Source organism: Propioniciclava sp. MC1595, from assembly GCF_017569205.1.
In the GTDB taxonomy this organism is placed as follows: Bacteria; Actinomycetota; Actinomycetes; order Propionibacteriales; family Propionibacteriaceae; genus Propioniciclava.
Genome location: NZ_CP071870.1, coordinates 2,439,656 through 2,466,500, shown reverse-complemented (window position 1 = coordinate 2,466,500; position 26,845 = coordinate 2,439,656). Strand labels below are relative to the sequence as shown.

The 26,845-nt window shown below is 73.3% G+C and carries 31 protein-coding genes; 16 read left to right on the top strand and 15 right to left on the bottom strand.

From position 1 onward, the window contains the following. Nucleotides 1-112: 112 nt before the first annotated feature. The 4 genes from J4N02_RS11855 to J4N02_RS11840 are packed head-to-tail and all read left to right on the top strand — an operon-like array spanning nucleotide 113 to nucleotide 3,037. Nucleotides 113-616, top strand: a complete 504-nt coding sequence (locus tag J4N02_RS11855; protein ID WP_188333109.1) for an Lrp/AsnC family transcriptional regulator — start codon at nucleotides 113-115, stop codon at nucleotides 614-616. A 57-nt stretch (nucleotides 617-673) separates the two neighbouring features. Continuing rightward, nucleotides 674-2,101, top strand: a complete 1,428-nt coding sequence (gene mptB, locus J4N02_RS11850) for a polyprenol phosphomannose-dependent alpha 1,6 mannosyltransferase MptB (RefSeq protein ID WP_188333108.1) — start codon at nucleotides 674-676, stop codon at nucleotides 2,099-2,101. Nucleotides 2,102-2,156: 55 nt separating this feature from the next. After that, nucleotides 2,157-2,540 carry a co-chaperone YbbN gene (locus J4N02_RS11845; protein WP_188333107.1) on the top strand — a complete coding sequence of 128 codons (384 nt, stop codon included), beginning with the start codon at nucleotides 2,157-2,159 and terminating at the stop codon, nucleotides 2,538-2,540. Further along, nucleotides 2,537-3,037: a hypothetical protein gene (locus J4N02_RS11840; protein WP_208090957.1), complete on the top strand. Its 501-nt coding sequence runs from the start codon at nucleotides 2,537-2,539 to the stop codon at nucleotides 3,035-3,037. Before J4N02_RS11845 ends, J4N02_RS11840 begins: the two co-directional genes overlap by 4 nt. Here J4N02_RS11840 and J4N02_RS11835 read toward each other — a convergent pair. After that, complete coding sequence (locus tag J4N02_RS11835) at nucleotides 3,008-3,346, bottom strand: hypothetical protein (protein ID WP_188333106.1); 339 nt, start codon at nucleotides 3,344-3,346, stop codon at nucleotides 3,008-3,010. The genes J4N02_RS11840 and J4N02_RS11835 overlap by 30 nt on opposite strands. 62 nt (nucleotides 3,347-3,408) lie before the next feature. On the opposite strand from J4N02_RS11835, the gene J4N02_RS11830 reads away from it, so the two are divergent. The 4 genes from J4N02_RS11830 (at nucleotide 3,409) to J4N02_RS11815 (ending at nucleotide 8,876) form a co-directional block, all read left to right on the top strand. Continuing rightward, entirely contained in the window at nucleotides 3,409-4,272 is an 864-nt protein-coding gene (locus J4N02_RS11830; protein WP_188333105.1) for a DUF1731 domain-containing protein, read from the top strand. 101 nt (nucleotides 4,273-4,373) lie between these two features. Beyond that, a complete protein-coding gene (gene guaB, locus J4N02_RS11825) occupies nucleotides 4,374-5,894 on the top strand; it encodes an IMP dehydrogenase (RefSeq protein ID WP_188333104.1) in 1,521 nt (506 codons plus the stop codon). 5 nt (nucleotides 5,895-5,899) lie between these two features. Next, a complete protein-coding gene (locus tag J4N02_RS11820) occupies nucleotides 5,900-7,006 on the top strand; it encodes a GuaB3 family IMP dehydrogenase-related protein (protein WP_188333162.1) in 1,107 nt (368 codons plus the stop codon). 1 nt (nucleotide 7,007) lies between these two features. Beyond that, the gene (locus J4N02_RS11815) at nucleotides 7,008-8,876 is read left to right on the top strand and encodes a penicillin-binding transpeptidase domain-containing protein (protein WP_188333103.1); all 1,869 of its coding nucleotides are present in this window, start codon (nucleotides 7,008-7,010) and stop codon (nucleotides 8,874-8,876) included. 37 nt (nucleotides 8,877-8,913) lie between these two features. Here the strand turns inward: J4N02_RS11815 and J4N02_RS11810 are convergent, their stop codons facing one another. The 3 genes from J4N02_RS11810 to J4N02_RS11800 are packed head-to-tail and all read right to left on the bottom strand — an operon-like array spanning nucleotide 8,914 to nucleotide 11,384. Continuing rightward, nucleotides 8,914-9,204 carry a pyridoxamine 5'-phosphate oxidase family protein gene (locus tag J4N02_RS11810; protein ID WP_188333102.1) on the bottom strand — a complete coding sequence of 97 codons (291 nt, stop codon included), beginning with the start codon at nucleotides 9,202-9,204 and terminating at the stop codon, nucleotides 8,914-8,916. Nucleotides 9,205-9,233: 29 nt separating this feature from the next. After that, the gene (locus J4N02_RS11805; protein ID WP_188333101.1) at nucleotides 9,234-10,424 is read right to left on the bottom strand and encodes a hypothetical protein; all 1,191 of its coding nucleotides are present in this window, start codon (nucleotides 10,422-10,424) and stop codon (nucleotides 9,234-9,236) included. Between the two features lie 9 nt (nucleotides 10,425-10,433). Further along, nucleotides 10,434-11,384 carry a diacylglycerol kinase family protein gene (locus J4N02_RS11800; RefSeq protein WP_188333100.1) on the bottom strand — a complete coding sequence of 317 codons (951 nt, stop codon included), beginning with the start codon at nucleotides 11,382-11,384 and terminating at the stop codon, nucleotides 10,434-10,436. Between the two features lie 30 nt (nucleotides 11,385-11,414). On the opposite strand from J4N02_RS11800, the gene J4N02_RS11795 reads away from it, so the two are divergent. Continuing rightward, nucleotides 11,415-11,711 carry a chorismate mutase gene (locus J4N02_RS11795; RefSeq protein ID WP_182816514.1) on the top strand — a complete coding sequence of 99 codons (297 nt, stop codon included), beginning with the start codon at nucleotides 11,415-11,417 and terminating at the stop codon, nucleotides 11,709-11,711. On the opposite strand, the gene J4N02_RS11790 is transcribed toward J4N02_RS11795, so the two are convergent. The 7 genes from J4N02_RS11790 to J4N02_RS11760 are packed head-to-tail and all read right to left on the bottom strand — an operon-like array spanning nucleotide 11,712 to nucleotide 16,703. After that, complete coding sequence (locus J4N02_RS11790) at nucleotides 11,712-12,440, bottom strand: glutamine amidotransferase (RefSeq protein WP_182816512.1); 729 nt, start codon at nucleotides 12,438-12,440, stop codon at nucleotides 11,712-11,714. It abuts the gene before it with no gap. 25 nt (nucleotides 12,441-12,465) lie between these two features. Then, nucleotides 12,466-13,020, bottom strand: coding sequence for a serine O-acetyltransferase EpsC (gene epsC, locus J4N02_RS11785; protein ID WP_182816510.1), 555 nt, complete (start codon nucleotides 13,018-13,020; stop codon nucleotides 12,466-12,468). A 29-nt stretch (nucleotides 13,021-13,049) separates the two neighbouring features. Then, nucleotides 13,050-13,979 carry a cysteine synthase A gene (gene cysK / locus J4N02_RS11780; RefSeq protein WP_188333099.1) on the bottom strand — a complete coding sequence of 310 codons (930 nt, stop codon included), beginning with the start codon at nucleotides 13,977-13,979 and terminating at the stop codon, nucleotides 13,050-13,052. 52 nt (nucleotides 13,980-14,031) lie between these two features. Next, nucleotides 14,032-14,835: a putative RNA methyltransferase gene (locus J4N02_RS11775; RefSeq protein WP_188333098.1), complete on the bottom strand. Its 804-nt coding sequence runs from the start codon at nucleotides 14,833-14,835 to the stop codon at nucleotides 14,032-14,034. After that, entirely contained in the window at nucleotides 14,835-15,593 is a 759-nt protein-coding gene (locus J4N02_RS11770) for an SDR family oxidoreductase (RefSeq protein WP_188333097.1), read from the bottom strand. Before J4N02_RS11770 ends, J4N02_RS11775 begins: the two co-directional genes overlap by 1 nt. Continuing rightward, nucleotides 15,574-16,377, bottom strand: a complete 804-nt coding sequence (locus J4N02_RS11765) for an SURF1 family protein (protein ID WP_188333096.1) — start codon at nucleotides 16,375-16,377, stop codon at nucleotides 15,574-15,576. The genes J4N02_RS11770 and J4N02_RS11765 overlap by 20 nt, the downstream gene beginning before the upstream one ends. After that, entirely contained in the window at nucleotides 16,374-16,703 is a 330-nt protein-coding gene (locus J4N02_RS11760) for a DUF3099 domain-containing protein (RefSeq protein ID WP_188333095.1), read from the bottom strand. Before J4N02_RS11760 ends, J4N02_RS11765 begins: the two co-directional genes overlap by 4 nt. 50 nt (nucleotides 16,704-16,753) lie before the next feature. On the opposite strand from J4N02_RS11760, the gene fabG reads away from it, so the two are divergent. From fabG to J4N02_RS11730, 6 genes are all read left to right on the top strand, one after another. Further along, nucleotides 16,754-17,467: a 3-oxoacyl-ACP reductase FabG gene (gene fabG, locus J4N02_RS11755; protein WP_188333094.1), complete on the top strand. Its 714-nt coding sequence runs from the start codon at nucleotides 16,754-16,756 to the stop codon at nucleotides 17,465-17,467. A gap of 29 nt (nucleotides 17,468-17,496) precedes the next feature. Continuing rightward, a complete protein-coding gene (gene fabI / locus J4N02_RS11750) occupies nucleotides 17,497-18,270 on the top strand; it encodes an enoyl-ACP reductase FabI (protein WP_188333093.1) in 774 nt (257 codons plus the stop codon). 50 nt (nucleotides 18,271-18,320) lie between these two features. After that, nucleotides 18,321-19,136 carry an ABC transporter ATP-binding protein gene (locus tag J4N02_RS11745; RefSeq protein WP_188333092.1) on the top strand — a complete coding sequence of 272 codons (816 nt, stop codon included), beginning with the start codon at nucleotides 18,321-18,323 and terminating at the stop codon, nucleotides 19,134-19,136. 2 nt (nucleotides 19,137-19,138) lie between these two features. Beyond that, complete coding sequence (locus J4N02_RS11740; protein ID WP_188333091.1) at nucleotides 19,139-19,603, top strand: NfeD family protein; 465 nt, start codon at nucleotides 19,139-19,141, stop codon at nucleotides 19,601-19,603. Nucleotides 19,604-19,694: 91 nt separating this feature from the next. Next, on the top strand, nucleotides 19,695-20,906 hold the full coding sequence (locus J4N02_RS11735; RefSeq protein WP_182816481.1) for an SPFH domain-containing protein: 1,212 nt from the start codon (nucleotides 19,695-19,697) through the stop codon (nucleotides 20,904-20,906). After that, nucleotides 20,903-21,286, top strand: coding sequence for an SdpI family protein (locus J4N02_RS11730; protein ID WP_188333090.1), 384 nt, complete (start codon nucleotides 20,903-20,905; stop codon nucleotides 21,284-21,286). The genes J4N02_RS11735 and J4N02_RS11730 overlap by 4 nt, the downstream gene beginning before the upstream one ends. A gap of 7 nt (nucleotides 21,287-21,293) precedes the next feature. Here the strand turns inward: J4N02_RS11730 and J4N02_RS11725 are convergent, their stop codons facing one another. From J4N02_RS11725 to J4N02_RS11710, 4 genes are read right to left on the bottom strand one after another with little or no spacing between them, the layout of a single operon-like run. Next, nucleotides 21,294-22,283, bottom strand: a complete 990-nt coding sequence (locus J4N02_RS11725; protein ID WP_188333089.1) for an SDR family oxidoreductase — start codon at nucleotides 22,281-22,283, stop codon at nucleotides 21,294-21,296. 23 nt (nucleotides 22,284-22,306) lie between these two features. Next, the gene (locus J4N02_RS11720) at nucleotides 22,307-22,879 is read right to left on the bottom strand and encodes a uridine kinase (protein ID WP_188333088.1); all 573 of its coding nucleotides are present in this window, start codon (nucleotides 22,877-22,879) and stop codon (nucleotides 22,307-22,309) included. Next, nucleotides 22,876-24,525, bottom strand: a complete 1,650-nt coding sequence (locus tag J4N02_RS11715; RefSeq protein WP_188333087.1) for a phospho-sugar mutase — start codon at nucleotides 24,523-24,525, stop codon at nucleotides 22,876-22,878. The genes J4N02_RS11720 and J4N02_RS11715 overlap by 4 nt, the downstream gene beginning before the upstream one ends. Further along, nucleotides 24,525-25,331: a purine-nucleoside phosphorylase gene (locus tag J4N02_RS11710; protein WP_208090956.1), complete on the bottom strand. Its 807-nt coding sequence runs from the start codon at nucleotides 25,329-25,331 to the stop codon at nucleotides 24,525-24,527. The genes J4N02_RS11715 and J4N02_RS11710 overlap by 1 nt, the downstream gene beginning before the upstream one ends. Before the next feature lie 71 nt (nucleotides 25,332-25,402). Between J4N02_RS11710 and J4N02_RS11705 the strand changes: the two genes are divergently transcribed. Further along, a complete protein-coding gene (locus tag J4N02_RS11705) occupies nucleotides 25,403-26,821 on the top strand; it encodes an NAD(P)H-quinone dehydrogenase (protein WP_182816470.1) in 1,419 nt (472 codons plus the stop codon). Nucleotides 26,822-26,845 lie beyond the last annotated feature (24 nt).

Sequence of the window (26,845 nt, the reverse complement as noted above, 5' to 3'; positions counted from 1 at the left end):
TTCCAGCCCCGAAGCGATGTGGTGCACAACTCGCTGCACAACTGCTGGTCAATCTGATCAGATTGGGTAAGGATCCAACCGTCAGGTTGATCAAACCCGCGAAGGAGCCGCTGTGTACCAGCTCGACGACATCGACCGCCGCCTGCTGCTCGAGCTGGACGCCGACCCCCGCATGACCGTCCTGTCGCTCAGCGAGCGCACCGGGCTGGCCCGCGGCACGATCCAGGCCCGGCTCGAGCGGTACCGCACCGACGGGCTGTTCCGGCTGACGAGCAGCCTCGTCCCGCCCGCCGCGCTGGGTCGCGGGTTGCACGCCACGGTCGCCGCCGAGCTCGACCAGCACCAGCTGGACGCCGCGGTCGAGGCCCTGCGCCGCATCCCAGAGGTGCTCGAGTGCCACGCGCCTGCCGGGGACATCGACCTGCTGTGCCACGTCGTGGCCCGCGATCCCGACGACCTCTACCGGGTCGCCGAGGAGATCCGGCTGTGCCCGGGCATCACCCGCACGTCGACGAGCGTCTACCTGCGTGAGGTCATCGGCTACCGGGTGCGCCCGCTCCTGCGTGCGGGGCTGGCCCGCCCCAGGCGGGCGGGACGGCCGGCCGCCCGCGGTTGACCGCCCCGGAGCGGGGCGACATCGCGCCGCCGAACCGCCTTCGTTAGGCTGCCGAGAGTGAGCGCAGCGGTGACCGAACCCACCCCGGACGCCCGCGGCACCCTCCCGTGGGGGCTCGCGGCCGGACTGGGCGCGCTCGCCTCCGCCCTCGTCGCCTGGGGGTCGGCGCACCCCGAGTTCGCCTTCCACCCCGACGGGTGGCTCGATCCCGTCGTCATGGCGATCGGCACCGCCCTGCCGATGCCGCTGAACCGCGTGGTGGTCGTCCTCGGCGCCGTGGTGCTGGCCGTGCTCTGGTGGCGCCTGCGCCCGCGTGCCGGACGGCCGCCGGTGGGGCGTCCGGGATGGTTGCTGGCCGTGTGGGCGCTCCCGCTGCTCTGGTCGCCGCCCACGCTCTCGGCCGACGCCGTGCTGTACGCCGACTCGGGCTGGATCGAGAACTCCGGCGGTTCCGTGTACGCCGAGGGCCTCGGCAGCGCGGGCGGTCCGTTCGCCGACTCGGTCGACCCGCTGTGGCGGGGGAGTGGCGTCGCCTACCCACCCCTGTCGCTGCTGGTCAACCAGGCGGTCGTGGCCCTGACCGGCGCCGACGACTACTGGTCGGTCGCGGCCATGCGCTTGCCGGCCATCCTGGGCGTGGTCCTGATCGGCCTGACCCTGCCGCGCATCGCGGCGCACCTGTCGCCCACCGACCCGCTCGCGCCCGGCCGCGCCACGTGGTGGGGGCTGCTGAACCCGTTGCTGCTGGTCCACTTCATCGGGGGCGCGCACAACGACGCCCTCATGGCGGGGGTGTCCCTCCTCGCGGTGTACGTCGTGGTGGTCGCCCTGGAGACCCCGCTCGGCGGGGCCCGGTCGCGCCTGCTGGTCTGGGTCGTGGCCCCCGTGCTCGTCGGCGTCGCGATGGCGCTGAAGCAGCAGGCCGGGCTGACGGTGCTGGCCGTCGCCGGCGTCCCGTTGCTGTTCCGCCTGCGCGACCTCCCGCTCGCGCGCCGGCTCTGGGTGCTCGGCCTGCGCACCGCCGGGGTGACCGGGATCGCGGTGGCGGTGTTCGTGGCGCTGGGCGTCATCACCGGCAAGGGCTTCGGCTGGACGGCTTGGCTCACCCTCATGGGCACCGCCGGGACGCCGGGGCCCTTCGCCCTGCTCGGCCAGTTCGGCGGTTACCTGGTGGAGTGGCTGGGCGCCGACCCGGCCCCCTTCCGGTTCGTCGTGGGCATGGCCTCCAACGTGACCCTGCTCGCCGTCCTGGCCTGGGTGGTCATCCGGTTCTCCGACCGCCCGGTGGCGGCGGTCGGTTGGGGCTCGCTCGCGCTCGCGGTGCTCGGCCAGGCCATGCACCCGTGGTACGTGCCCTGGAGCCTCGCGCTCCTGGGGCTGGTGCCCCTCACCCGCCGCCAGCGCCTCTGGGTCGCCGGCTTCGTCGTGGCGTTCCTGGTCTGGAACGCGTTCCAGACCGTCGTCTGGCACGGGTACGTGGACTGATACCCCCGGGGGTATGTATCATGGCGCGTGACACCGACTTCACGAGAGGCAGGCCATGGCCACCGTCGAGCTGACCGAAGAGAACTTCGCCGCCACCATTACCGACAACGAGACCGTGCTGGTCGACTTCTGGGCGTCCTGGTGCGGCCCGTGCCTGCGCTTCGGCCCGGTGTACGAGAAGGTCTCCGAGGCCCACCCCGACGTCGTGTTCGGCAAGCTCGACACCGAGGCGTACGGCCAGCTCGCGGGCGCGCTGCAGATCCAGGCCATCCCCACCCTCATGGCCTTCCGCGGGGGCGTCCTCGTCTACCGCGAGGCGGGCGCGATGAACGCCGCCGGGCTCGAGCAGCTCGTGGGTGCCGTGGCGGCGCTCGACGTCGACGAGGTCCGGCGCCAGGCCACGGCGGACGCCGAGGCCGGCGAGGCGGGTGCCTCGTGAGGCGCTCCCCGGGCATCGGCGCGAGCGCGTGGCGGGCCCTGCTCGGCTGGCCGCGTCGCCGCTGGGCGGTCGCGGCCGCGTGGGCGATCGGCACCGTCCTGGTCGTCGGCCTGCCCACCGCGATGATCCCCAACCCCGTCTTCGGGCGTGACGTCCCCACGACCTGGTGGGCCTGGCCCGTGCTGGTCGCCACCGCCGTGCTGGGCGGCCTCCTCGGCGCCACCTACGTGCGGGCAGGCGACGAGAAGGTCCCCTCCAGCGGTCTGGTCGGCGGCCTGCTGGCCTACCTCGCGGTCGGGTGCCCGGTGTGCAACAAGGTGGCCCTGCTCGCGCTCGGTTACGCCGGCGCGCTGCAGTGGTTCGCCCCGGTGCAGCCGGTACTCGGCGTCATCGGGCTCGTGCTGTTGGTCTGGGCCCTCGACCGCCGTCTGCGCGGCGAGATCGCGTGCGCGCTGCCGGTGCAGCGCTCACGCCCCGGCGAGCCCGTCAGCGCATGACGCCAGCGCCTCCAGCGCCGCCAGGCCGCCCTCGGTGTAGTGGCGCCAGTCGTCACCGCGGTCGGTCAGGGCGGGGGAGGACCAGCGTCCCAGCTCCTCGGCGAGCGCGGAGGCGGCGTCCTCGCCCCCGTCGAGCCGTCGCACCAGCTGGCGCAGCGCCGTCGCGGCACCCTCGGCCCGCTTGAGCGCCACCCGGTCGGTGCCCCCGCCGATGCGGCACGTGGACCCACCACCGGCCGCGTCCGCCCAGCGGGCGATCGCCCCGTCCCGGGAGGTACGGGCACGGTCGGTCAGGTCGCGGTCGGGCACGGAACCACGATACCCCGACGGGTATGGTAAACGGTCTCCCTCCGGAGGCCTACACTCGTCCCATGCGCGTGGCGGTGACCTCGGGACGACTCGCAGGACCGCTGGCCGACGGCTTGGCCGAGGCCGGCCACGATGTCGTGCGGCTGGTCGAGCGCGAGGCGTCCGGCCCGGGCGAGCGCCGCTGGGACCCGGCGGCGGGCCGCATCGACGGCCCCGGCCTCTCCGACGTGGACGCCGTCGCCAACGTCTTCGAGGCCAACGTCTGGACGCGCTGGACGCCGGCGGTCCGGGACCGGATCCGGGGCAGCCAGGTCACCGGCTCCCTCACCGTCGTCAGCCACCTCGAGCCCGACGGGCGCTGCCAGCGGTACGCGAACCTGTCGGCCACCAGCTTCCACGGCGACCGCGGCGAGGTCGTGCTCGACGCCGACTCCGGGGTGGGCCGCGGGTGGCTGGCCCAGTCCACGGCCGCGTGGGAGGCGGCCGCGCGGCACGCGCCCGTCCCCACCGTGCTGCTCCGGACGCCCGTGGTGCTCGGTGTGCCCGGCGGCATGTGGGAGCGACGCAAGCGCGGCCTGCTCGCCGGCCGGATGGGGCACGGGCGCCAATGGCGCTCCTGGATCCACATCGCCGACTGGGTCACCGCCACCATCTTCCTGCTCACCGGCCGCCACGAGGGCCCGGTGGTCATCGCGGCGCCCCAGCCGGTGCGCGAGGCTGACTTCGTCGCCGCCCTGGCCCGCGCCCATGGCCGGCGCCCAGGCCTTCCGGTCCCCGAGGCGCTGCTGCGGGCCAGCTTCGGCCCCGACCTCACCGCCGAGGTGATCATGGCCAGCCAGCGGATCGTGCCGCAGATCCTCCCCGTGGAACTGGGCTTCACCTACCGGTTCGGCGGGTTGGACGCGGCGCTGGCCGACGTCGTGTGAGCGGCCGCCGCGACCGGGCGGGACGGAATCGGGCCCTGTCGGGGGCCGGGGATAGACTGACGGCCTGTCGAGTGGCCCGTGGCCGAAGGTGGAGAAACTAGATGTCGTTCGATGACCTGACCCCCTCTGGAGTGCCGGCGCCGTTCGCGCCGTTGGGCCTCACGTTCGACGACGTGCTGCTGCAGCCGAACGAGTCCGACGTCATCCCCAACGAGGTCGAGACCACCACCCAGGTGAGCCGGCGCATCTCGCTGCGGGTCCCGCTGCTGAGCTCGGCGATGGACACGGTGACCGAGGCCCGCATGGCCATCGCGATGGCCCGCCAGGGCGGGCTGGGCATCCTGCACCGCAACATGTCGGCCGACGAGCAGGCCAGCAAGGTCGACCGCGTGAAGCGGTCCGAGGCCGGCATGGTCGACCAGCCCATCACCACCACCGTCGACGCCACGATCGGCGAGGTCGACGAGATGTGCGGCACCTACCGCATCTCCGGCTTGCCCGTGGTCGACGCCGAGGGCCGCCTGGTCGGCATCATCACCAACCGCGACATGCGCTTCGAGGACGACCCGAACCGCCGCGTCGGCGACGTCATGACCCGCATGCCGCTGGTCACCGGCCACCCCGGCATGCCGGCCGACGAGGCGCTCAAGCTGCTCGGGAAGCACAAGATCGAGAAGCTGCCGCTCGTGGACGCCGACGGCAGGCTCACCGGCCTGATCACGCTCAAGGACTACGTGAAGTCCGACAAGTACCCCGACGCAACGAAGGACCCGCAGGGCCGCCTGCGCGTCGGCGCCGCGATCGGGACCTTCGGCGACGCGTGGGAGCGCGCGATGCTCCTGGTCGAGGCCGGGGTGGACGCCCTGGTCACCGACACCGCCCACGGCCACAGTCGCGCCGAGATGGACCTCATCCGCCGCCTCAAGGCCGAGCCGCTGGCCGCCCACGTCGACATCATCGGCGGCAACGTCGGCACCTACGAGGGCGCCAAGGCCATCGTCGAGGCCGGTGGCGACGCGGTGAAGGTCGGCATCGGGCCCGGCTCGATCTGCACCACGCGCGTGGTCGCCGGCGTCGGCGTCCCGCAGGTCACCGCGATCTACGAGGCCGCCCGGGCCGCGAAGCCGGCCGGCGTGCCCGTGATCGGCGACGGCGGCCTGCAGTACTCCGGCGACATCGCCAAGGCCATCGTGGCCGGCGCCAACGCCGTGATGCTGGGCTCGCTGCTCGCCGGCTGCGACGAGAGCCCCGGCGACCTGGTGTTCATCAACGGCAAGCAGTTCAAGCGCTACCGGGGCATGGGCTCGCTGGGCGCCATGAAGGCCCGCGGCAAGCAGGGCTCGTACGCCTCCGACCGCTACTTCCAGGCCTCGGCGTCCACCGACGACCAGCTCGTGCCCGAGGGCATCGAGGGCCAGGTCGCCTACCGCGGCCCGCTCGCCGCCGTGGCCTACCAGCTGATCGGCGGGTTGAAGCAGTCGATGTTCTACTCCGGCGCCCGCACCATCCCCGAACTGCAGGAGCGCGGCCGGTTCGTCCGCATCACCTCCGCGGGCCTGCGCGAGTCCCACCCGCACGACATCCAGATGACCGTCGAAGCCCCCAACTACACCCAGAAGTGAGCATGATGATCGAGATCGGCCGCGCCAAGCGCGCAACGCAGGTGTACTCCTTCGACGACATCGCGATCGTCCCGACGCGGCGCACCCGCAGCCCGCAGGACGTGAAGCTCACCTGGAGCATCGACGCCCTCACCTTCGAGTTCCCGATCGTCGCGGCCCCGATGGACTCGGTGATGTCGCCCGACACCGCGATCGCGTTCGGCCGCATGGGCGGCCTCGGCGTCCTCAACCTCGAGGGCCTGTGGACGCGCTACGACGACCCCGACCCGATCCTCGCCGAGCTCGCCGAGATCAGCGACGCCGTCGCCGCCACCGCCCGCATGCAGGAGCTGTACTCCGAGCCGGTCAAGCCCGAGCTGATCGCCGAGCGCATGAAGCAGATCCGGGACGCCGGCGTCCCGGTCGCCGGGGCGCTGAGCCCCCAGCGGGCGCAGGAGTTCGCGTCCGTCGTCGAGCGCGCCGGGGTCGACTTCTTCGTGATCCGCGGCACCACCGTGTCGGCCGAGCACGTCTCCAGCGCGCAGGAGCCGCTGAACCTCAAGGAGTTCATCCGCAAGCTCGACGTGCCGGTCATCGTCGGCGGCTGCGCGACCTACCAGGCGGCGCTGCACCTGATGCGCACCGGCGCCGCGGGCGTCCTCGTCGGCTTCGGCGGCGCCGCCACCGGCCGCACCCGCCACGTGCTGGGCGTCGAGGTGCCGATGGCCTCGGCCGTTGCCGACGTCGCCGCCGCGCGCCGCGACTACATGGACGAGTCCGGCGGCCGCTACGTGCACGTCATCGCCGACGGCGCGCTGGGCCGCTCCGGCGACATCGCCAAGGCCATCGCCTGCGGCGCCGACGCCTGCATGGTCTCGACCCCGCTCGCCCGCGCCGAGGAGGCCCCCGGCCGCGGCTGGCACTGGGGCCCCGAGGCCTGGCACCCCGAGCTGCCGCGCGGCGAGCGCGTCCGGATGGGCCGGGTCGGCTCGCTGGAGGAGATCGTCCTCGGTCCGTCGCACACGCCCGACGGCACCATGAACCTCGTCGGCGCCCTCCGCAAGGCGATGGGCACCACCGGCTACACCGAGGTCAAGGAGTTCCAGCGCGTGGAGATCGTGGTCCACGCCTGACATGCGCCGCTCCGTCCTCGTCCTCGTGCTGGCCCTCGTGGCCGGCGTGGCGGGGCTGGCCGGGGGCGTGTGGTGGTTCAGCGTCCGCCCGGCCCAGCTGATGCAGCAGGCCGCCGACCGGATCGTGGCCGGCCTGGCCAGCGGCGAACTCGCCGCGACCGACGTGGCCGAGCCCGCAGCGGTCGACCTGGCGGCGGTCTACTCCGGGATGGGGGCGCTGCGCCCGACCGTCACCCGCACGACCGAGCTGTCGCCGCGCGAGCCCGGCGTGGTCTCCACCCAGCTCGCCTGGTCGTGGGTCATCCACGAGGGCAAGCCGGCCTGGGAGTACACCACCGACCTCGAGCTGGTCCGCGACGGCGAGGACTGGCGGGCACGCCTGGTGCCCGCCGCCATCGCCCCCGACCTGGCGGAGGGGGAGTCCCTGCGGGCCTCCCGGCTCACGCCCGTGCGCGGGTCGATCCTCGGCCAGCGCGGCGAGGCCCTGGCCACCAACACCCCGGCGTGGCGCCTGGGCATCGACAAGACGCTCACCGACGCGGCCACCGCCGTCGACTCCGCCGGCAAGCTGGCCACCGAGCTGGGCATGGACGCCGCCGCCTTCGCCGACCGCGTCGAGCGCAGCGGCCCGCGCGCCTTCGTCGAGGCCCGCATCCTGCGCCGGCATGTCGAGGCCGACCAGGAGCTCGTGGCCAGGGCCGAGCGCTGGATCGGGGTGCGCGCCGTGCCCACGACCTTCCCGCTGGGTATCAGCTCCTCCTTCGCCCGCCCGCTGCTGGGCGTGGTGGGCGATGCCACCGCCGAGCAGGTCGAGAAGTCGGGCGGCACCATCCGTGCCGGCGACCTCGTCGGCCGCGGCGGCCTGCAGGAGGCCCGCAACCACGTCCTCGCCGGCACCACCGGCTTCGTGGTGTCGATCGTGGACGCCGACGGCGAGGCCCGCGAGGCCTTCCGGGTCGAGGCGCTGGACGGCGCCGACGTGGTCACCACCATCGACGTGGAGCTCCAGATGAGGGCCGAGCGGATCCTGTCCGGGGTGGGGCCGGCCAGCGCGCTGGTCGCGGTGCGGCCCTCCGACGGGGCGATCCTGGCCGCCGCGTCCGGGCCCGGCTCGGAGGGGCTCTCGACCGCGACGCTGGGGCAGTACGCGCCGGGCTCGACCTTCAAGACCGTGTCCGCGCTGGCGTTGCTGCGCGAGGGCCTCACGCCCGACTCGCCCGTCCCCTGCACCGACGGCGTGGTGGTCGACGGCTACCGGTTCGACAACTGGGAGGGGTACCCGGCCTCGGCGCTGGGCGAGGTGCCCCTGCACACCGCGCTGGCCCATTCCTGCAACAGTGCCTTCATCAACGCGCGCGACCGGGTGACCCAGGACGGCGTCATCGAGGCCGCCGGGGCGCTCGGTCTGACCGCCGAGCCGAAGCTCGTGGTGGGGGGCTTCCTCGGGTCGGTGCCCGTCGAGGGCACCGTGGTCGAGCACGCGGCGTCCATGATCGGCCAGGGAAAGGTCGTGGCCTCCCCGCTCGGCATGGCCACGGTCATGGCCAGCGTGATCGCGGGGCACACCGTGTCGCCGGTCCTGGTCGACGAGCCGCGCGAGACGCCGCCCCCGGCCAGCCCGCTGACCGAGGCCGAGGCGTCGGCCCTGCGCTCACTACTCGCCAACAACGCGGTCGAGGGCGGCTACGGCGCGCTGGCCGGCTTGGACGGCGTGCTGGCCAAGACCGGTACCGCGACGTACGCGCCCGAGCAGTACCACGCGTGGGTCATCGTCGGCCACGGCGACCTGGCGGTGGCCGCGTTCGTGGCCGACGGCCGCTACGGCGGCTCCGACGCCGCTCCGTTGGCGGCCGAGTTCCTGCGCGGGTGACCTCAGCGCCGGTCGTTGCGGCGACCGGCCGCGCGCATCAGACCGTGAGGTCGCGCTGTTCGCCGGGCCGGCCCGTCTCGCCGGTGACCTTGGACTTCACGAGGGCGAGCAGCGTGCCGACGGCACCGGGGGAGTCCCACATCGAGGCGGCGTCGGGGTCGACCTCGACCACCACGTTCACCGGGTCCTCGGGGCCCTGCTCGGCGAAGGCGTCGGTGACGGTGTCCCACAGGCGCTTCTTGAGCTCGATGTCGTCGACGACGCGGGCCGTGCCCGAGATCGACACCCACCGGCTCGACAACGGGCCGGGGGTGGGGGTGGCCGACACCCCTGGGGGTGGTCCGGCTGCCCGCGGAGTCAGGTGGTCTGGGTGGGGGCGGTGTGGATCTCGATGCCCGCGGCGTCCCGCTCGATGAGGGCGCGCACGGCCTCGCGTTGCTCGTCGGAGTCCCACGCGATGGAGTCGAGCGCGGCGCGGGACTCGGCGACCACCCGCTCCAGGCCCGCCTCGGCGATGAGCCCGCGGTCGTGCATCAGGCGGGCGGCGCCCACGTAGGTGTCGACCACGTGGATGCCCTCCGTGGCGAGCCGCGCCCGCTCCTCGGCGGGCATGCCGACCACGTCGTGGATGACGACGATGTCGACGACCTCGCCGAACCGCTCGAGCAGCAGCTCGCCGACGCGGATGTCGCCCTGGCCCGAGTCGCCGATGAACAGCTTGCGGTACTCGGGGAACAGCTGGCGGTAGTGGTCGATGTTGGCGATCTTCTGGCCCGCCATCAGGTCGTGGGTGACCAGCGCCGACAGGGTCCCGGTGAGCACCGAGTGCGTGGCGATGCCGGCGCGGCGCAGGGAGGCGCGGGTGTGGTTCTCGATCAGGCCGAGCGCGTCCCCGGGCCGCGCGGTCACGAAGGTCAGGTCGCCGGTGGAGAACGGCTCGTCGTCGCCGCCCCGGTCCAGGGCGTCCAGCAGCGCCAGGATGCCGGGGTAGATGGTGCCGCGCGGGTAGCGCCGGTCGTGCAGCGCGCAGATGACGGTGTCGTCGATGTCGCACAGCACCTTCGACTCCCCGGTCTCGACCCCGGCGGCCTCGGTGGCGATGTGCTCGAGGATGCGGGCGCGGACGGCCTCGTCGCCGATGTCGGCGAACACCAGGCCCTCGAGGTCGTGGCTGTCGGTGCGGCTGTTGATCCGGTTCTTCAGGTGGGTCAGCTCGACCCCGTGGCGGGCGAGGAAGATGGCCGCGATGGCCTCCTCGTCGGCGCGGTCGGTGTGGCCGGCCTGCATGCCGTAGGCGAGGTTCGCCTGCGGCTCGATCGACAACTCGCCCAGCCGCTCGGTGAGCAGCTCGCGCAGCTCGGTGCGGTGCTGCGGGCCGAACCAGTGGTCGTCGGTGCTGCGGAACAGCCCGGCGGCGTCGACCTCGCGGAGTACCTGGTCGAGCGTGGGTGCCGAGGCCTGCCGGAGCAGCTCGAGGACCTGCGCCTCCTCCTTGCGGTCGGTGTGGCCGCGCAGCAGCGTGACGATGAGGTCCTGGTCGATGGGCATGCCGCCAGCCTAGTTGCCGGTCCGGACGACGAGGCCGCCGGCCTGGATCCGGATGCGGACGTCGGCCACCTCGCCGACCACGTCCCCGTCCAGGTGCAGGGGGGTGGGCTCGTCGGGCACGGCCCAGACCGTGCGGGCCCGCGAGTAGCGCAGGGCTGCCGCCTCCCAGCGGTGGTGGGTCAGGCCGGCCCAGGCGATGGACGCCCACTGGGCCGGCGTCCGGAGGGGGACCTCGAGGCAGTCGAGGTGGCCGTCGTCGAGGCGGGCGTCGGGGAACACCTCGATGCCGAACGGGATCGCGCCGGAGTTGGCGACCAGCACGGTCCAGGTCTCGAGGCGGCGGCCCGGCGCGTTGTCGACCGAGAGCCGCATCGAGAGCGGCTTGCGGAGGAGGTGGCGCGCACCCGAGGCGAGGTAGGACGCCCAGCCGAGCCTGGACTTCGCGCCCGGGCTGGTCGCCAGCACGGTCGCCGCGTCGTGCCCGATGCCGGCCATGACGAGGAACGGCTGGTCGGGGGTGGGCGCCCCTACGGCGCCCTCGACCACGGGGCGCCAGCTCGCCCAGCCCACGTCGGTGGGCGCCGGCGACCCGAAGAGCGCCCGGTCGACCATCAGGCGGGGGTCGCGGGTGCGCAGGCCGAGGTTGAAGGCGAACAGGTTGGCCGTGCCCAGCGGCAGGATGCCGAGGTGGACCCCCGTGCCGGCGACCGCGCGGACGACCTCGCGCACGGTGCCGTCGCCGCCGCCCACCACCACGTGGCGGGCACCTTGGGCGACTGCCTCGCGGGCCTGGGCCCAGCCGGTCTCCGCCGCCGTGGTCTCCAGCACCCGGGGCGCCGGCAGGCCGGCGTCGGCGCACGCCCGCTCCAGCGAGTGCAGCGCCAGCGCGGACCGCTTGGCGACCGGGTTGAGGACCGCCCACACCGGGACGCCGGCGTCCGGTGCCTGTTCGGGGCTCATGAGGCCCATTGTGCTCGGTACTGTGACCCCATGAGCGAGATCCCGGCCGAGCTGGCTGGCCTGCGGGCCAGCATCGACAACCTCGACCAGGCGCTGGTGTGCCTGCTCGCCGAGCGCTTCCGGATCACGAAGGAGGTCGGCGTCCTGAAGGCCACCCGCGGCCTGCCGCCGGCCGACCCGGCCCGCGAGAAGCTGCAGATCGAGCGGCTGCGGTCGCTCGCCGACGGCGCGGGCCTCGACCCGGAGTTCGCCGAGAAGTTCCTGACCTTCATCGTCACCGAGGTCGTGCGCCACCACGAGCAGATCGCGCGCGAGCACGGCTCCTGATCAGCGGGCGAACAGCTCCACGAAGTTGCGCAGGATGCGCCCGGGGGAGTCGTCGACACCCGCCGCGTGCGCGGCCTCGACCAGCGTGTCGAACTCGTCGGGGTCGAAGTAGCCCGCGTTGCGGTAGATCACCATGCGCTCGACCAGGCGCGCCACGTCGAGTTCGGGGTGGAACTGCGTCACGTAGGCGCGGTCGCCCACCCGGAAGCTCTGCACCGGGCACGCGGTGCCGGTGGCGAGCAGGACCGAGTCGTTGGGCGTCCGGGAGCACGCCTCCTTGTGGCCGGTGAACGCCATGAACCGGTCGGGCACCCCCTCGAACAGCGGGTCGACGCGGCCGTGCTCGGTCAGGGTGACCTCCACCGCCGAGGTGGTCTCGCCGTAGGTGCGGTCGACCAGCCCGCCGAGGTGCTGGGTGACGATGCCGACGCCGTAGCACAGGCCCAGCAGGGGCACCCGTTCGGCCAGGGCGGTGTCGACGATGCGGCCGAGGTCGGCCTCGACCCGGCGCTGGGTGTCGGTCTTGACCGCGTCGGAGGTGTTGAACTGGCCGCCGCCGATGACGATGCCGGAGTAGTCGTCAGGCCGGATCACCGGCAGCGGGGCCTGCTCGACGCGCAGCTGCACCAGCTGGCCGGGCTTGAGGCCCGCGAAGGAGGCGATGGCGTCGAACTCCTTGGCGACGGCGTCGTCGTGGTCGCGGATGGACAGGTGCAGGAACGGCTTCACGGACGGTCCTTCTCGGGCGGGCGGGTCAGGCGACGGGGTCGATGGAGGTGTCGGCGACGACCCCGGTGACCACCGAGTTCGGGGGCACGTCGTGGACGACGAGGGCGTTCGCGCCGACCTGCGTGCCCTCGCCGACGGTGATCGGGCCGATCACCTTGGCGCCGGCGCCGAGCAGGACGCCGTCGCCGATCGTGGGGTGCCGCTTGAACCGGCCGCGGGAGCGGCCGCCCAGGGTGACCTGGTGGTACATCACGACGTCGTCGCCGATCTCGGCGGTCTCGCCGATGACGACGCCCATGCCGTGGTCGATGAAGAACCGGCGGCCGATGGTGGCGCCGGGGTGGATCTCGACGCCGGTCAGGCCCCGGGCCACCTGCGAGACCGCACGCGCGATCGGGCGCAGGCTCGACTTCCGGGTCCACAGGGCGTGCGCCACCCGGTGCGCCCACACGGCGTGGACGCCCGGGTAGAGCAGGGCCACCTCCATCCGACTCGACGCCGCCGGGTCTTCGCGCAGGGCCGCGTCGAGGTCCTCGGTCATGCGGTCGAGGAGGGTGCGGAGGCGGGTGTCGGAGCTCATGGGCCCCACTCCAGCACGTCTGGAAGAGGTCAGTCCATCAGGTCCGCATAGAGGACCGACGACAGGTACCGCTCGCCGAAGCTCGGGATCACCACGACGATCGTCTTGCCCGTGTTCTCGGGGCGGGCGGCGAGCTCACCGGCGGCCTTCAGCGCCGCGCCCGAGGAGATGCCGACGAGCAGGCCCTCGGCGCGGGCGGCCTCGCGGGCCATGGCCACGGCGTCCTCGGAGGAGACCGTGACGACCTCGTCGAGGACCGAGCGGTCCAGGATCTCGGGGACGAAGTTGGCCCCGATGCCCTGGATCTTGTGCGGGCCGGGCTGGCCGCCGGACAGGATCGGTGACTCGGCGGGCTCGACCGCGACCATCTGGACGCCGGGCTTGCGCTCCTTGAGCACCTGGCCGACCCCGGAGATGGTGCCGCCGGTGCCGACGCCGGCCACGACGATGTCGACCGTGCCGTCGGTGTCGGCCCAGATCTCCTCGGCCGTCGTGCGCCGGTGGATGTCGACGTTGGCCGGGTTCTCGAACTGCCGGACCAGCACGCCGCCGCGCTCGGCCGCGATCTCGTTGGCCTTGTTCACCGCACCGCGCATGCCCTCGGGGCCGGGGGTCAGGACGAGCTCGGCGCCGAAGGCACGCAGCAGGGCGCGACGCTCCTTGCTCATGGTCTCGGGCATCGTCAGGACGACGTCGTAGCCGCGGGCCGCGCCGACCATGGCCAGGGCGATGCCGGTGTTACCGGAGGTCGCCTCGACGATGGTGCCGCCGGGCTCCAGGACGCCCGCCTTCTCGGCCGCGTCGACCATCGCCACACCGATGCGGTCCTTGACCGAGTTGGCCGGGTTGTAGAACTCCAGCTTGGCCAGCACGATGGCGTTCGTCTCGCCGAACAGCTTGTTGACCTTGACCAGGGGCGTGCGGCCGATGAGGGCCGTGACGTTCTCGAACACGTTCATGGGTGAAACGTACCCGCAGCTCGCGGCGTCCGACAGGGGAGCGGGGGCGCGCCTACCCGAGCCGCCGGAACAGCCACACGCTCACGGCGACCTCGGTGTCGATCGGGTCGACCTCCTCGGGCACCCCGTGGAACGCGTTGGGGCCCATCGCGATCAGGTCGCGCACGAGGGCGGCGTCGGCCGAGAGGGCGGCGCGCACGCGGTGGCGGCCGATGGTCTCGAAGAGCCCGGACGCCGCGCGGGCCAGCCGGTCGTCCTTGTCGGCCTCGATGTCGAGCAGCCCGTGCCGTTCGCGCAGGGAGCGCAGGTGGTCGGGGTCGGGCGTCACGACGAGGAGGAGGCCGGCGTCGGCGAGCACGCGGGCGAACTCGCGCAGGTTACGCGGTGCGAAGACGCACGTCACCAGCGAGAACCGCTTGGTGCGCAGGGGCAGGGTGCCCCACGCGTCGGCGACGACCGAGGCGGCGCGGTCGTGGGCGCGGGCGGCTCGGCGGGCGGCGGGCACCGAGACGTCGAGCGAGACGCCCCGGGCCGCGGGCAGCGCGTCGAGCAGCCGGGCCAGGTGGTGGCCGGTCCCGCCGCCCACGTCCAGGATCGTGCGGGCCCCGGTGGCGCGCCGGGCGAGGGCGGCGTCGACGGCGTCGAAGGCCCCCGAGTCCAGCACCCGCGACCGGGCCTCGACCATCGCGGCGGTGTCGGCGTTGGCGGGCTGGGCCGCGCCCAGCAGGTTGAGGTGTCCCTGGCGGGCGACGTCGAAGGAGTGCCCCTGCCGGCAGGTGGCTGCGGCCGGCCCGAGGTCCAGGCCCTCGGCGCAGACCGGGCAGGCGAGCAGGCCGCGGGCGGCGTCCAGGCCCATCAGACCCCGCGCAGGCGGCCGCCGTCGACCGGGACGACGCAGCCGGTGACGAAGGAGGCGGCGTCCGACAGAAGGAAGGCGGCGACCCGGCCGAACTCGACCGGCTGGCCGACGCGGTTCATGGGGGAGGCCGAGCCCAGCGCGGCGAGCGCGGCGTCGGGGTCGGGGGACTGGCCGGCGAGCCAGTTGATCCGGTCGGTCTGGATCGTGCCGGGCATGAGGCCGACCGCGCGCGACCCGGAGTCGGCGAACTCGTCGGCCAGCTGCCGGATGAGCACGGCCAGGCCCGGGCGGGTGACGTTCGACAGGGCCATGTCGGCCAGGGGTTCCTTGACCGAGGTGGAGAGCACGAAGGCCAGCGCCACGGGGCCTGGGGCGGCGTCCACGACGGCGCGGGCGGCGCGCAGGGCGCCCACCACGACGGAGTCGAACGCCGCGCGGTAGGTGTCGTCGGTCGTGCCGAGCACCGAGCCCTTGGGCGGCCCGCCGACGCTGACGAGGGCGCCGTCGAGGCGTCCCCACGTCTCGAGGGCGAGCGCCGCGGCGCGGGCGGCGGCGTCGGGCTCGGCGAGGTCGGCGGCGAGCGCGACCGCACGGTCGGCGCCCAGGGCCGCCACGGCGTCCGCCAACGGCTGCTCGCGGCGGGCGACGACCACCACGCGCGCGCCCTCGGCGACGAGCTGGTCGGCGGTCGCGCGGCCGAGGCCGCCCGAGGCGGCCGTGACGACAAAGACCCTGTCAGTCAGCCCGAGGTCCATGGCTCGCCTCCTCCGTGCGCTCGACCGCCGGCTCGACCGGGGCCGGCCGGGCGGCGCGCTCCTTGGCGCGCTTGCGGTCGCGCAGGTCGTTGCGGATCAGGATGAACAGCCCCACCACGGCGATCGCCGCGAAGGCGAACCACTGCAGGGCGTAGCTCTGGTGCGGGCCCTCCGTCGGGGGCGGCGGGGTGACCGGGACCAGCTCGGCCGACTGGGCCGGGGTGACGTCGATCAGCGCGATGAAGCCGTTGACCAGGTCGAGGCCCAGGGCGCCGGACAGGGTGTCGGAGTTGACCAGCCGCACCGTGTTCTCGGTGGGGGTCATCTGGTTGGTGTTGCCCTGTTCGTTGCGCCGCACGTAGCCGGTCAGCTGCACCTCGCCGGCGGGCGGGTCGGGGAAGACCTTGGGGAAGTCCTGCCCTGCCGGGCGCTCGACGAAGCCGCGATCGACGAGGACGACCTGACCCGAGGTCGTCCGCAGCGGGGTGATCAGCTCCCACCCGGTCTTGCCGTCGAAGCTGCGGTAGCGGGCCTGGAGCTGCTTGTCGGCCAGGAAGGTGCCCGACACCGAGACCCGCTGCCACTGGTCGGCGTCGGTGATCGTGCCGGTGAAGACCTCCTCGAACGGCCGGACCGGGGCCTTCTCGTGCTCGGCGGTGGTCGCGTTGCGGTCGCGGCGCTGGTCGAGCCGGTCGAGCTGCCACTGCCCCAGTTGGACGAACGTGAACCCCAACGCCACGACGAAGAGCGTCATCAGCCCCCATCGCAGCCACGTGCGCTTCACCGATCGTCCTCCTGTACCTCGCCCTTGACGACCTCGCCGGCGGTGAGCTCCAGGCGCTGCGGCACGTCCTCGTCGGGGGACGCCGTGGGCTCGGGCCTGTTGTCGCGCGCGTTGCCCAGCAGCACGGCGATGCCCGGGAGCAGGGCCGCGGTGACGAACAGCACGACGTTCCACGGCAGGGGGACGAACACGGCGGCGATGAAGCACACCACCCGGAAGGTCATCGTGATGATGTAGCGCTTGGCGCGCTGGTCGGTGGACAGGCTGTTGCCGAACCGCGCGCTCGTGATGAGCGCCGGTTGGGCGTGCACAGCGCGTCCGGCCATGCTGCAAGCCTACGCCTGCGCCGGGGCGGTCTCACGCTACGGTTGTCGCCGTGACGCAGACACCTCGCAGCATCCTCGTGACCGGCGGCGCCCGGGGCATCGGCCGCGCCATCGTGGAGGAGTTCCTCGCCCAGGGCCACAAGGTCGCCGCCGCCAGCACCTCCGGTCGCGCGCCCGAGGGTGCCCTCGGCATCGCCTGCGACGTGACCGACGCCGCGTCGGTCGACGCCGCCTTCAAGGCCGCCGAGGAGGCGCACGGCCCCGTCGAGGTCGTGGTCGCCAACGCCGGCATCACCAAGGACACGCTCATCCTGCGCATGAGCGAGGCCGACTTCGACGCCGTCGTCGACGTCAACCTCAAGGGCGCGTTCAACGTCGCCAAGCGCGGTGCGAGGTCGATGCTGCGCGCCAAGTGGGGCCGCATCATCCTCATCGGCTCGGTCGTCGGCCTCTACGGCTCGCCCGGCCAGGTCAACTACGCCGCCACCAAGTCGGGCCTCGTCGGCATCGCCCGCTCGCTGACCCGCGAGCTGGGCGGCCGCAACATCACCGCCAACGTGGTCGCGCCCGGCTTCATCGAGACCGAGATGACCGCCGTCCTGCCCGAGGAGACGGTCGCCGGCTACAAGGCCGCCATCCCCGCCGGCCGGCTCGGCGGTCCCGCCGAGGTCGCGGCCGCCGTCGCCTACCTGGCCTCCGACGCCGCGGGCTACGTCTCCGGGGCCGTGCTCCCGGTCGACGGCGGCCTGGGCATGGGCCACTGACACCCGCTCCCCACACCGAAGGAACAGCCATGGGAATCCTCGAGGGCAAGACCATCCTCGTCACCGGCGTGACGATGAACACCTCCATCGCGTACAAGGTCGCCGAGATCGCCCAGGCCGAGGGCGCCACCGTCGTGGTGTCCAACTTCGGCCGCGCGATGAGCCTGACCAACCGCATCGTCAAGCGCCTCGACCCCGCCCCGGCGGTGCTCGAGCTGGACGTGACGAACGCCGAGCACCTGGCCGGCCTCCCGGACGCCCTCCGCGCGGTCGGCGTCGAGCGGCTCGACGGCGTCGTGCACTCGGTGGCGTACGCCAACCCCGAGACCGCGCTCGGCGGCAAGTTCCTCACCACCCCGCCCGAGGACGTCGCCCAGGCGATCCACGTCTCGGCGTACTCGCTGGTCAGCCTCACGATGGCGTGCAAGCCGATCCTGAACAACCCCGCCAGCGTCGTCGGCCTCACCTTCGACGCGCGCGTGTCGTGGCCGACCTACGACTGGATGGGTGTCGCCAAGGCCGCCCTGGAGTCGACCTCGCGCTACCTCGCCCGCTACGTCGGCGCGGACGGCATCCGCTCCAACATCGTCGCCGCCGGCCCCCTGGACACCATCGCGAAGAAGGCCATCCCGGGCGCCAACACCTTCAACGACATCTGGGGTGACCGCGCCCCCCTCGGCTGGGACGACCACGACGCCACGCCGACCGCCAAGGCCGTCGTGGCCCTGCTGTCGGACTGGTTCCCGGCGACCACCGGCGAGATGATCCACGTCGACGGCGGGCTCCACTCCACCGGCGCGTGACACGGGCCGGGGAGGCCACGCCCGCGGCGTCCGGCCGGTAGGTTGGAGGCATGGCACCTGTCGTTGAGCTCGCCGACGTCTCGATCGTCCGCAACGGGTCGACGCTGCTCGACCGCATCACCTGGGTCATCGACGAGGCCGACCGCTGGGTGGTCATCGGGCCGAACGGCGCCGGCAAGACCACGCTGCTGCAGGTCGTCTCGGCCAACCTCCACCCCAGCGACGGCATGGCCTCCATCCTCGACGAGGTGCTGGGGGCCGTGGACGTGTTCGAGCTCCGCCCGCGCATCGGCGTGACCTCGGCGGCGCTGGCCGACCGCATCCCGCGGTCGGAGGCCGTCGGGAACGTCATCGTCTCGGCCGCCTACGCGGTGGTGGGCCGGTGGCACGAGGGCTACGAGGTGGACGACTTCCGCCGGGCCGCGCAGCTGATGCAGCAGCTCCACATCGAGCACCTCGGCAAGCGCACGTTCGGCACGCTGAGCGAGGGCGAGCGCAAGCGCGTCCAGATCGCCCGCGCCCTGATGACCGACCCCGAGCTGCTGCTGCTCGACGAGCCGGGCGCCGGCCTCGACCTGGCTGGCCGCGAGCGGCTGGTGGCCACCCTGTCCGAGATCGTGGCCGACGAGTTCTCCCCGGCCACCGTGCTGGTCACCCACCACCTCGAGGAGATCCCGCCGGGCATGACCCACGCGATGCTGCTCAAGCAGGGCCGCGTCGTCGCCGCCGGCCCGATCACCGAGGTGCTGACCGACGAGCACATGAGCGAGGCCTTCGACCTGCCGCTCAAGGTCAGCGTCGAGGACGGCCGCTGGTCGGCGCGCGCCGCGCGCAGGCACCCCGAGCGCGCGGCCGTCGAGGAGTAGCCGTGCTCGAGTGGATCCAGGAGAACCTCTGGCTGGTCTGGCTGGTGCTGGCCGGCGGCCTCGCGGTGTCCGAGATGCTCACGCTCGACATGACGCTGCTGATGCTGGCCGGCGGTGCGCTGGCCGGCGCGGGAGTCGCCCTGTTCCTCCCCGGCCTGCTCTGGGCCCAGGTGCTCGTCGCGGTCGTCGTGGCCGTCGCGCTGCTGGGCTTCCTGCGCCCCGAGATCCTCCGCCGCCTCCACAAGGGGGAGGGCTACCGCTCGACGTTCGACCAGTTGCTGGGGGCGTCCGGGCGGGCCGTGGGGGAGATCACCGCGACCACCGGCGAGGCCACCATCAACGGCGAGACCTGGACCGCGCGCTCGTGGGACGGGGAGACGATCGCCGCCGGCGTCCCGGTCGACGTGATGGAGGTCGACGGCCTGACCGTCGTGGTGCACCCGCGCAACAAGCCGCTGGGCTCCTGAGCCACGGGGTGCCGTCGCGCCTGCCAGTCGCGTGGGTGCCACCGACTAGTCTGGGTCGTGCACAACCCCGACCCCTGAGGAGGCGGCCCGCATGCCCGACCCGTTCCTGATCCTGATGATCCTGATCGCCGTCGTGGCGGTCGTCGCGCTCGGCCTGTCGGTGCGCGTCATCCAGCAGATGCAGGTGGGCATCGTGCAGCGGCTGGGCAAGTTCAACCGCGAGATCGGCCCCGGCCTGCACCTGATCGTGCCGTTCATCGACCGCGTCGCCTACACCATGGACATGCGCGAGGCCGTCGTACCGTTCCCGCCCCAGGGCGTCATCACCGAGGACAACCTGATGGTCGGCATCGACTCGGTCATCTACTACCAGATCGTCGACCCGAAGCGGGCCGCGTACGAGGCCCAGAACTACATCCAGGCCATCGAGCAGCTCACCATGACCACGCTGCGCAACATCATCGGCGGCATGGACCTCGAGCAGACCCTCACCTCGCGTGAGGAGATCAACCAGAAGCTGCGCGCGGTGCTCGACGAGGCCACCGGCAAGTGGGGCATCAAGGTCAACCGCGTCGAGCTGCGGTCGATCGAGCCGCCGGCCACGATCCGCGACGCGATGGAGAAGGGCGCCCGCGCCGAGCGCGAGAAGCGCGCCCAGATCCTGCTCGCCGAGGGCCAGCGCCAGTCGCAGATCCTGTCGGCGTCCGGTGACCGCGAGTCCTCGATCCTCCGGGCGCAGGGTGAGCGCGAGTCCCAGGTGCTGCGGGCCCAGGCCGACCGCCAGGCGTCCATGCTGCGCGCCGAGGGCGAGGCGCAGGCCATCACGACGGTGTTCCACGCGATCCACGCCGCCGAGCCCGACCAGGCGCTGCTGAGCTACCAGTACCTGCAGATGCTGCCGAAGCTGGCCACCGGCGACGCCAACAAGGTCTGGATCATCCCGTCGGAGCTGAACGACGCCCTCAAGGGCCTGGGCGGCAACCTCGGCGAGGTCGCCGGCAAGGCGCTCGGTGCGGTCGACCCGTCGAAGTTCGAGGCCCCGAAGAAGGTGGACGTCTTCGCCGAGATCGAGGCGTCCAAGAAGGCCGAGGAGGCCGAGAGCCAGGCGTCGGTCGAGCAGGCCATCGCCGAGGCGCAGAAGCTCGAGGCCGGCAAGGCCGCGCGCCTGTCGACGGCCCCGCACAACCCCGAGCTGACCGCGCAGCGCGAGGTCATCGACCCCGTCGCCGACCTGCTGCCCGAGGCGCAGCCCGACTTCGAGGTCGCGCCCGAGCCGCAGCGCGCGGTCGAGGACGAGCGTTGACCCCGCTCGAGACCGCCGGCGCGGGCGGCGACCCGGTCGCCCTGGCCATCACGGCCCTCGGCATCGGGGCGATCTACGCCGTGATCGCGTTGGGCGGCCGCCTGGGCCGGCTCCGGCCCAACCCGCTGGCGGGCATCCGCACGAGCGCGACCATGTCCTCCCCGTCCGCCTGGCGGGCCGGGCACGCGGCCGCCGCGAAGTGGTTGGGGATCGGCGCGGTCATCTCCCTCATGTGCGGGGTGGCCTCCCTGCTCGCCGTCGCCAGCGGCAGTGCCGGGCTGGCCGCCGTGCTGGGCGCGCTCGGCCTGGGCACCGCGATCATCGTGTTGTTCCCGGCCGTCGCGGCCGCGCAGAAGGCGGCCCGCGAGGCGCGCCGCTGACCCGGGCTCAGGCCCAGGCGCGCACCCGCGCGATCACGTCGTCGCAGAACGCGTCGTAGGCGGGGTCCGGACGCCGCGAGTCCGGGTGCGCCTGCATCCACTCCCACGCCCGGGCGACGCCCTCTGCCCAGGTGGTGCGGGCGTCGAACGCCGGCACCAGGGACTTCACCAGCGTGTTGTCGAACACGATCGTGGCCGCCTTGTCGCCCAGCAGTGCCGCCTCCAGGTCCTCCCGCAGTGCGCCCAGGGTGGCGGACGGGACGTGCACCAGGTCGGGCTCGCCGGCGCCGATCACCCCGGCCACCGTGCGGAACGCCCGGTTCCAGGTGATCGACTCGTCGGAGGTGATGTGCACCGCACGCCCGAGCGCGCCCTCGTTGCCGAGCAGGCCGACCAGCCCGACGGCGAAGTCCTCGTTCCAGGTGAACGTCCACAGCGACTCGCCGTCGCCGTGCACGATGACCGGCTTGCCGTCCAGCACCCGCTGCCACGCCGCCCACGGGTTCCCGAAGTGGAAGTTGGTCGGGATCGTCCGCTCGCCATAGGTGTGCGAGGGCCGCACGATCGTCCACGGCAGGTCGCCGGCGCTGGCGCGCAGGGCCTCCTCGCCCGCGATCTTGTCCCGGGCGTAGGCCGAGTAGGGGTTGCCCTGCGGCGAGTCCTCGGTGACCACGTGGTGGGGCAACGGCTTGAGGTAGGTCGAGCACGAGCTGACCAGCACGTACTGGCCCACCCGCCCCGCGAGGACGCGCAGGTCCCGCTCGACGTCCTCGCCGTCGAAGGCCAGGAACTGGACGACGGCGTCGAACTCGCGCCCGCCCAGCGCGTCCCGCAGCGAGGCCTCGTCGCGCACGTCGCCGACGAGGTGCTCCGTGCCCTCGGGCAGGGGTTCGCGGTTGCCGCGGTTGAGGACGCTCAGCGAGTGGCCCTCGGCGAGCACTCGCGCCACGACGGCTCGGCTGATGGTTCCGGTTCCCCCGGTGAGCAGGACGCGCATGACGTCATCCTGTCACGCCGGGCTCAGGCGCGACCGAGCAACCGCACGGCCGTTTGCATCCGCATCGGGCGGAACCCGGCGGCCAGCGCCCGGCGCTTGAGGCCGGGCTGGGCGCACAGGAGGGCCCACCCCCGGCGCAGCAGCACCAGCGGGGGCTTGCGCCGTTGGGCGAGGTCGCGGCGCAGCCGCAGGAGGCCCACCAGCCAGCGCGAGCGGTCCAGGTAGACCGGCTCGACCTGCAGGCCGGCGGCCCGGGCGTGGGGGAGGAGCTCGATGGCGAAGATGCCCTCGGCGACCACGAGCCCGCGGCCGTCGAGCGTGAGCTCGTGCATGCCCACCCGGCGGCTCTCGGCGATCGAGTACGAGGGCACGAGCGCGCGCCCCTCGTGCACCAGGGCCGTGAGGGCGGCGACCGCACCCGAGGCGTCCCAGGTCGCGGGGTCGTCCCAGTCGACGATGCCGTGCGCGCGGGGCAGGTCGGGGTGGTCGGCGTCCAGGTAGAAATCGTCCAGGCGCAGCGGCAGCGCGCCGGTGACGTGCGCCAGCCGCGACTTGCCGCCGCCCGAGGGGCCGGCGAGCAGGACGACCCGGGTCACAGCCCCAGCGCGGCCGCCATGTCGGCCTTGAGCTGCTCCATCACCGCCGCCGCCTCGGCGCGCGCGGCGTCGAGGTCACCGGACCGCTCCGGGGGCAGCGACACCTGCAGGTACACCTTGAGCTTCGGCTCGGTGCCCGACGGGCGGGCCACCGCGCGGACGCCCTCGCCCTCGAAGAGCACGCCGTCGGTCGGCGGGAGGCCGTTCCAGCCCTCGCCGAGGTCGGACGCCGTCACCGGCACACCGGCGAGCTCGGTCGGCAGGTCGGCCCGCAGGCGGGCCATGGCGTCGGAGATGAGCGAGAGGTCGGAGACGCGGAACGACAGCGGGGCCGTGAGGTGGACGCCGTGGGTGCGGGCGATCTCGTCGAGGCGGCCCTGGACGGTGGAGCCCTCGGCCTTCAGGGCCGCCACCAGCGCGAGCACGCGGGTGAGGGTGGAGATGCCGTCCTTGTCGGCCACGCCCTCGGGGTCGGTGCAGTAGCCGATGGCCTCCTCGTAGCCGAACGCGAGCCCGGGCACGCGGCCGATCCACTTGAAGCCGGTCAGCGTCATCTGGAACGGCTGGCCCGCGGCGGCCGCCATCCGGCCCAGCAGGGTGGAGGAGACGACCGAGCAGGCGTAGACCCCGGGCGTCCCGCGGCGCAGCGCGTCGTCGGCGAGCAGCCAGCCGAGCTCGTCACCCGACAGCATCCGCCACTGCCCGTCGAAGGGGGCGGCGAGGGCGCAGCGGTCGGCGTCGGGGTCGTTGGCGATCGCCACGTCGGCGTCGGTGGTGCGGGCGAGGGCCAGGGCGAGGTCCATCGCGCCCTTCTCCTCGGGGTTGGGGAACGCGACGGTCGGGAACGCCGGGTCGGGCAGCGCCTGCTCGTCGACCAGCGCGGGCGCGGGGAAGCCGGTGCGGTCGAGCACACGGGCCACGACCTCGGCGCCGACGCCGTGCATGGCGGTGTAGACCCAGGCCAGGTCGCGCGGGGCGTCGTCGGCCACGAGGGACGCCACGCGGCCCACGTAGGCCTCCAGCAGCGGCTCGCCGATCGTCTCGTAGTTCTCGGCCCGGGCGATCGAGGACAGGGGGAGCTGCGCGACCGTCTCGATCTGCGCGGCGATCTCGCCGTCGGTCGGGGGCACGATCTGGGAGGGGCCGACGTAGACCTTGTAGCCGTTGTCCTGCGGCGGGTTGTGGGACGCCGTGACGACGACCCCGGCCACGCAGTCGTAGTGCCCGATGCCGAACGCCACGACCGGCGTCGGCACGTGGGTCTCGGTGAGCAGGGGGCGCAGCCCGTGGCCGGCGAGGATCTCGGCGGTGTCGCGGGCGAACACGTCGGAGTTGTAGCGGGCGTCGTAGCCGACCAGCACCGTGCGGCCGGCGTGCCCGTTGTCGACCAGCCAGCGGGCCAGCCCTGCGGCGGCCTGGGAGACCACGACGCGGTTCATCCGGTTCGGGCCGGGGCCCAGCGCGGCCCGGAGGCCCGCGGTGCCGAACGCGAGGCGTCCAGAGAAGGCGTCGACGATCTCGGCGACCGCGTCGGCGTCGCCGCCCTCGGAGCGCTCGATGAGGTGGTCCAGCGCCGTGATCGTGGCCTGGTCGGGGTCGGCGGCCTGCCAGTCGCGCAGGCGCTGCCGCAGTTCGGCGGGCAGCATCACAGCACCTCCAGCAGGCCGGACAGCAGCGAGCGCAGGCGCGGCACGGCGTTGCGGCCGGCCTCGATGACCTCGGCGTGGTCGAGCACCTCGCCGGTGATGCCGGCGGCGGCGTTGGTGACCAGCGAGATGCCGAGCACCTCCAGGCCGGCCTCGCGGGCGGCGATGCACTCCAGGGCGGTCGACATGCCCACGAGGGTGCCGCCGATCGCGGCGGCCATGCGCACCTCGGCCGGGGTCTCGTACTGCGGGCCCGCGAACTGGACGTAGACGCCCTCGTCGAGGTCGGGGTCGACCGTGCGGGCGAGGTCGCGCAGGGCGGGGGAGTAGGCGTCGGTCAGGTCGACGAAGTTCGCCCCGTGCAGCGGGGTGGCGCCGGTCAGGTTGATGTGGTCGGCGATGAGGACCGGCGTGCCGGGCGCCCAGGCGGGGTCGAGGCCCCCGCAGCCGTTGGTGAGGACGAGGCGGGTCGCCCCGGCGGCGGCCGCCGTGCGGACGCCGTGGACGACGGCGTCGGCGCCCTTGCCCTCGTAGAAGTGGGTGCGCCCGGTGAACAGGGCGGCGATGCGGCCCGAGGGCAGGCGCAGCGCGCGCACCGCGCCGCCGTGGCCGGCGACGACCGGGGCGGAGAAGCCGGGGAGCTCGCCCAGCGGCACCTCGGCCACGACCTCGCCGAGGTCGGTGGCGGCGGTCGACCAGCCGGAGCCGAGCACGAGCGCCACGTCGATGCGGTCCACCCCCAGACGCTGCTTCAGGGCGTCGGCGGCCTGCTCGGCCAGAGCGTAGGGGTCCGTCAACTGCGTCACCTCGCCGAGCATAGTGGCGCCACGGTCCTCACGCTTAGACGCCCCCCGTGGTGCATGGAAGAATGCCGAGCATGACGGACGTGGTGATCATCGGTGGCGGACCTGGCGGCTACGAGGCGGCGCTGGTGGGCGCGCACCTGGGCGGGAAGGTCACGGTCATCGAGCGTGCGGGCGTCGGCGGTTCCGCCGTGCTCACCGACGTGGTTCCGTCCAAGGGCCTCATCGCCGTCTCCGACGTGATGACGCGCATCCGCAAGTCGAACAAGCTCGGCCTCGAGCCGGTCGACCCGTCGCAGACCAGCCTCGTTGAGACCGTCCGGGTCGACGCGGTCAAGATGAACGAGCGCCTCCTCGAGCTGGCCGCCCAGCAGAGCGCCGACATCCAGACCCGCCTCAACCTCGAGGGCGTCCGCACCATCCACGGCAACGGCCGGCTGGACGGCACCGAGCACGTCATCGCCACCACGCCCGACGGCAAGGAGGAGCGCCTCCACGCCGACATCATCCTCGTCGCCACCGGCACGCGCCCCCGCGAGCTCGACGACGCCAAGCCCGACGGCGAGCGCATCCTGAACTGGAAGCAGCTCTACAACCTGCGCGAGATGCCCCGCAAGCTGATCGTCGTCGGTTCGGGCGTCACCGGCGCCGAGTTCGCCAGCGCCTACCACGCGCTGCGCTGCGAGGTCGTCCTCGTCAGCTCGCGCGAGATGGTGCTCCCGAGTCAGGACGCCGACGCCGCCCGCGTCATCCAGGAGGTCTTCGAGCGCCGCGGCATGGAGATCCTGTCCCGCTCGCGCGCGGTCGCCGCCCGCCGGACGGAGGACGGCGTCATCGTCACGCTGGCCGACGGCCGCGAGGTCGAGGGCAGCCACGTGCTGATGGCCGTGGGCTCCATCCCCAACACCGAGGACCTCGGCCTCGAGGAGGCCGGCGTCGAGCTGACCCCGTCGGGCCACATCAAGGTCGACGGCGTCTCCCGCACCTCGGCGCGCGGCGTGTACGCGGCCGGCGACGTCACGGGCGTCTACCCGCTGGCGTCCGTGGCCGCCATGCAGGGCCGCAACGCCATGTACCACTCGCTGGGCGACGCGGTGGCCCCGCTCAACCAGCGCCACGTCTCCGCCAACGTCTTCACCTCCCCCGAGATCGCGACGGTGGGCGTCACCCAGGAGCAGCTCGACTACGACCTGGTCCGCGGCAAGGCCCTGATGATGCCGCTGCACTCCAACGCCCGCGCCAAGATGCAGGACCTGAACTTCGGGTTCGTCAAGGTGTTCTGCAGCCCGTCGGGCGTGATCATCGGTGGCGTTGTGGTCGCCCCCGGGGCGTCCGAGTTGATCCACTCGCTGGCGCTGGCCGTCCGGCGCCGGCTCACGGTGGACCACATGGCACAGGCGTTCACGGTCTACCCGTCGATGTCCGGCTCGATCGCCGAGGCGGCCCGCCGCCTGCACGGCGTCCAGTCCGACGACCCGCACACCGACCACTGACGCCACACCCCGACTCCACCCCAG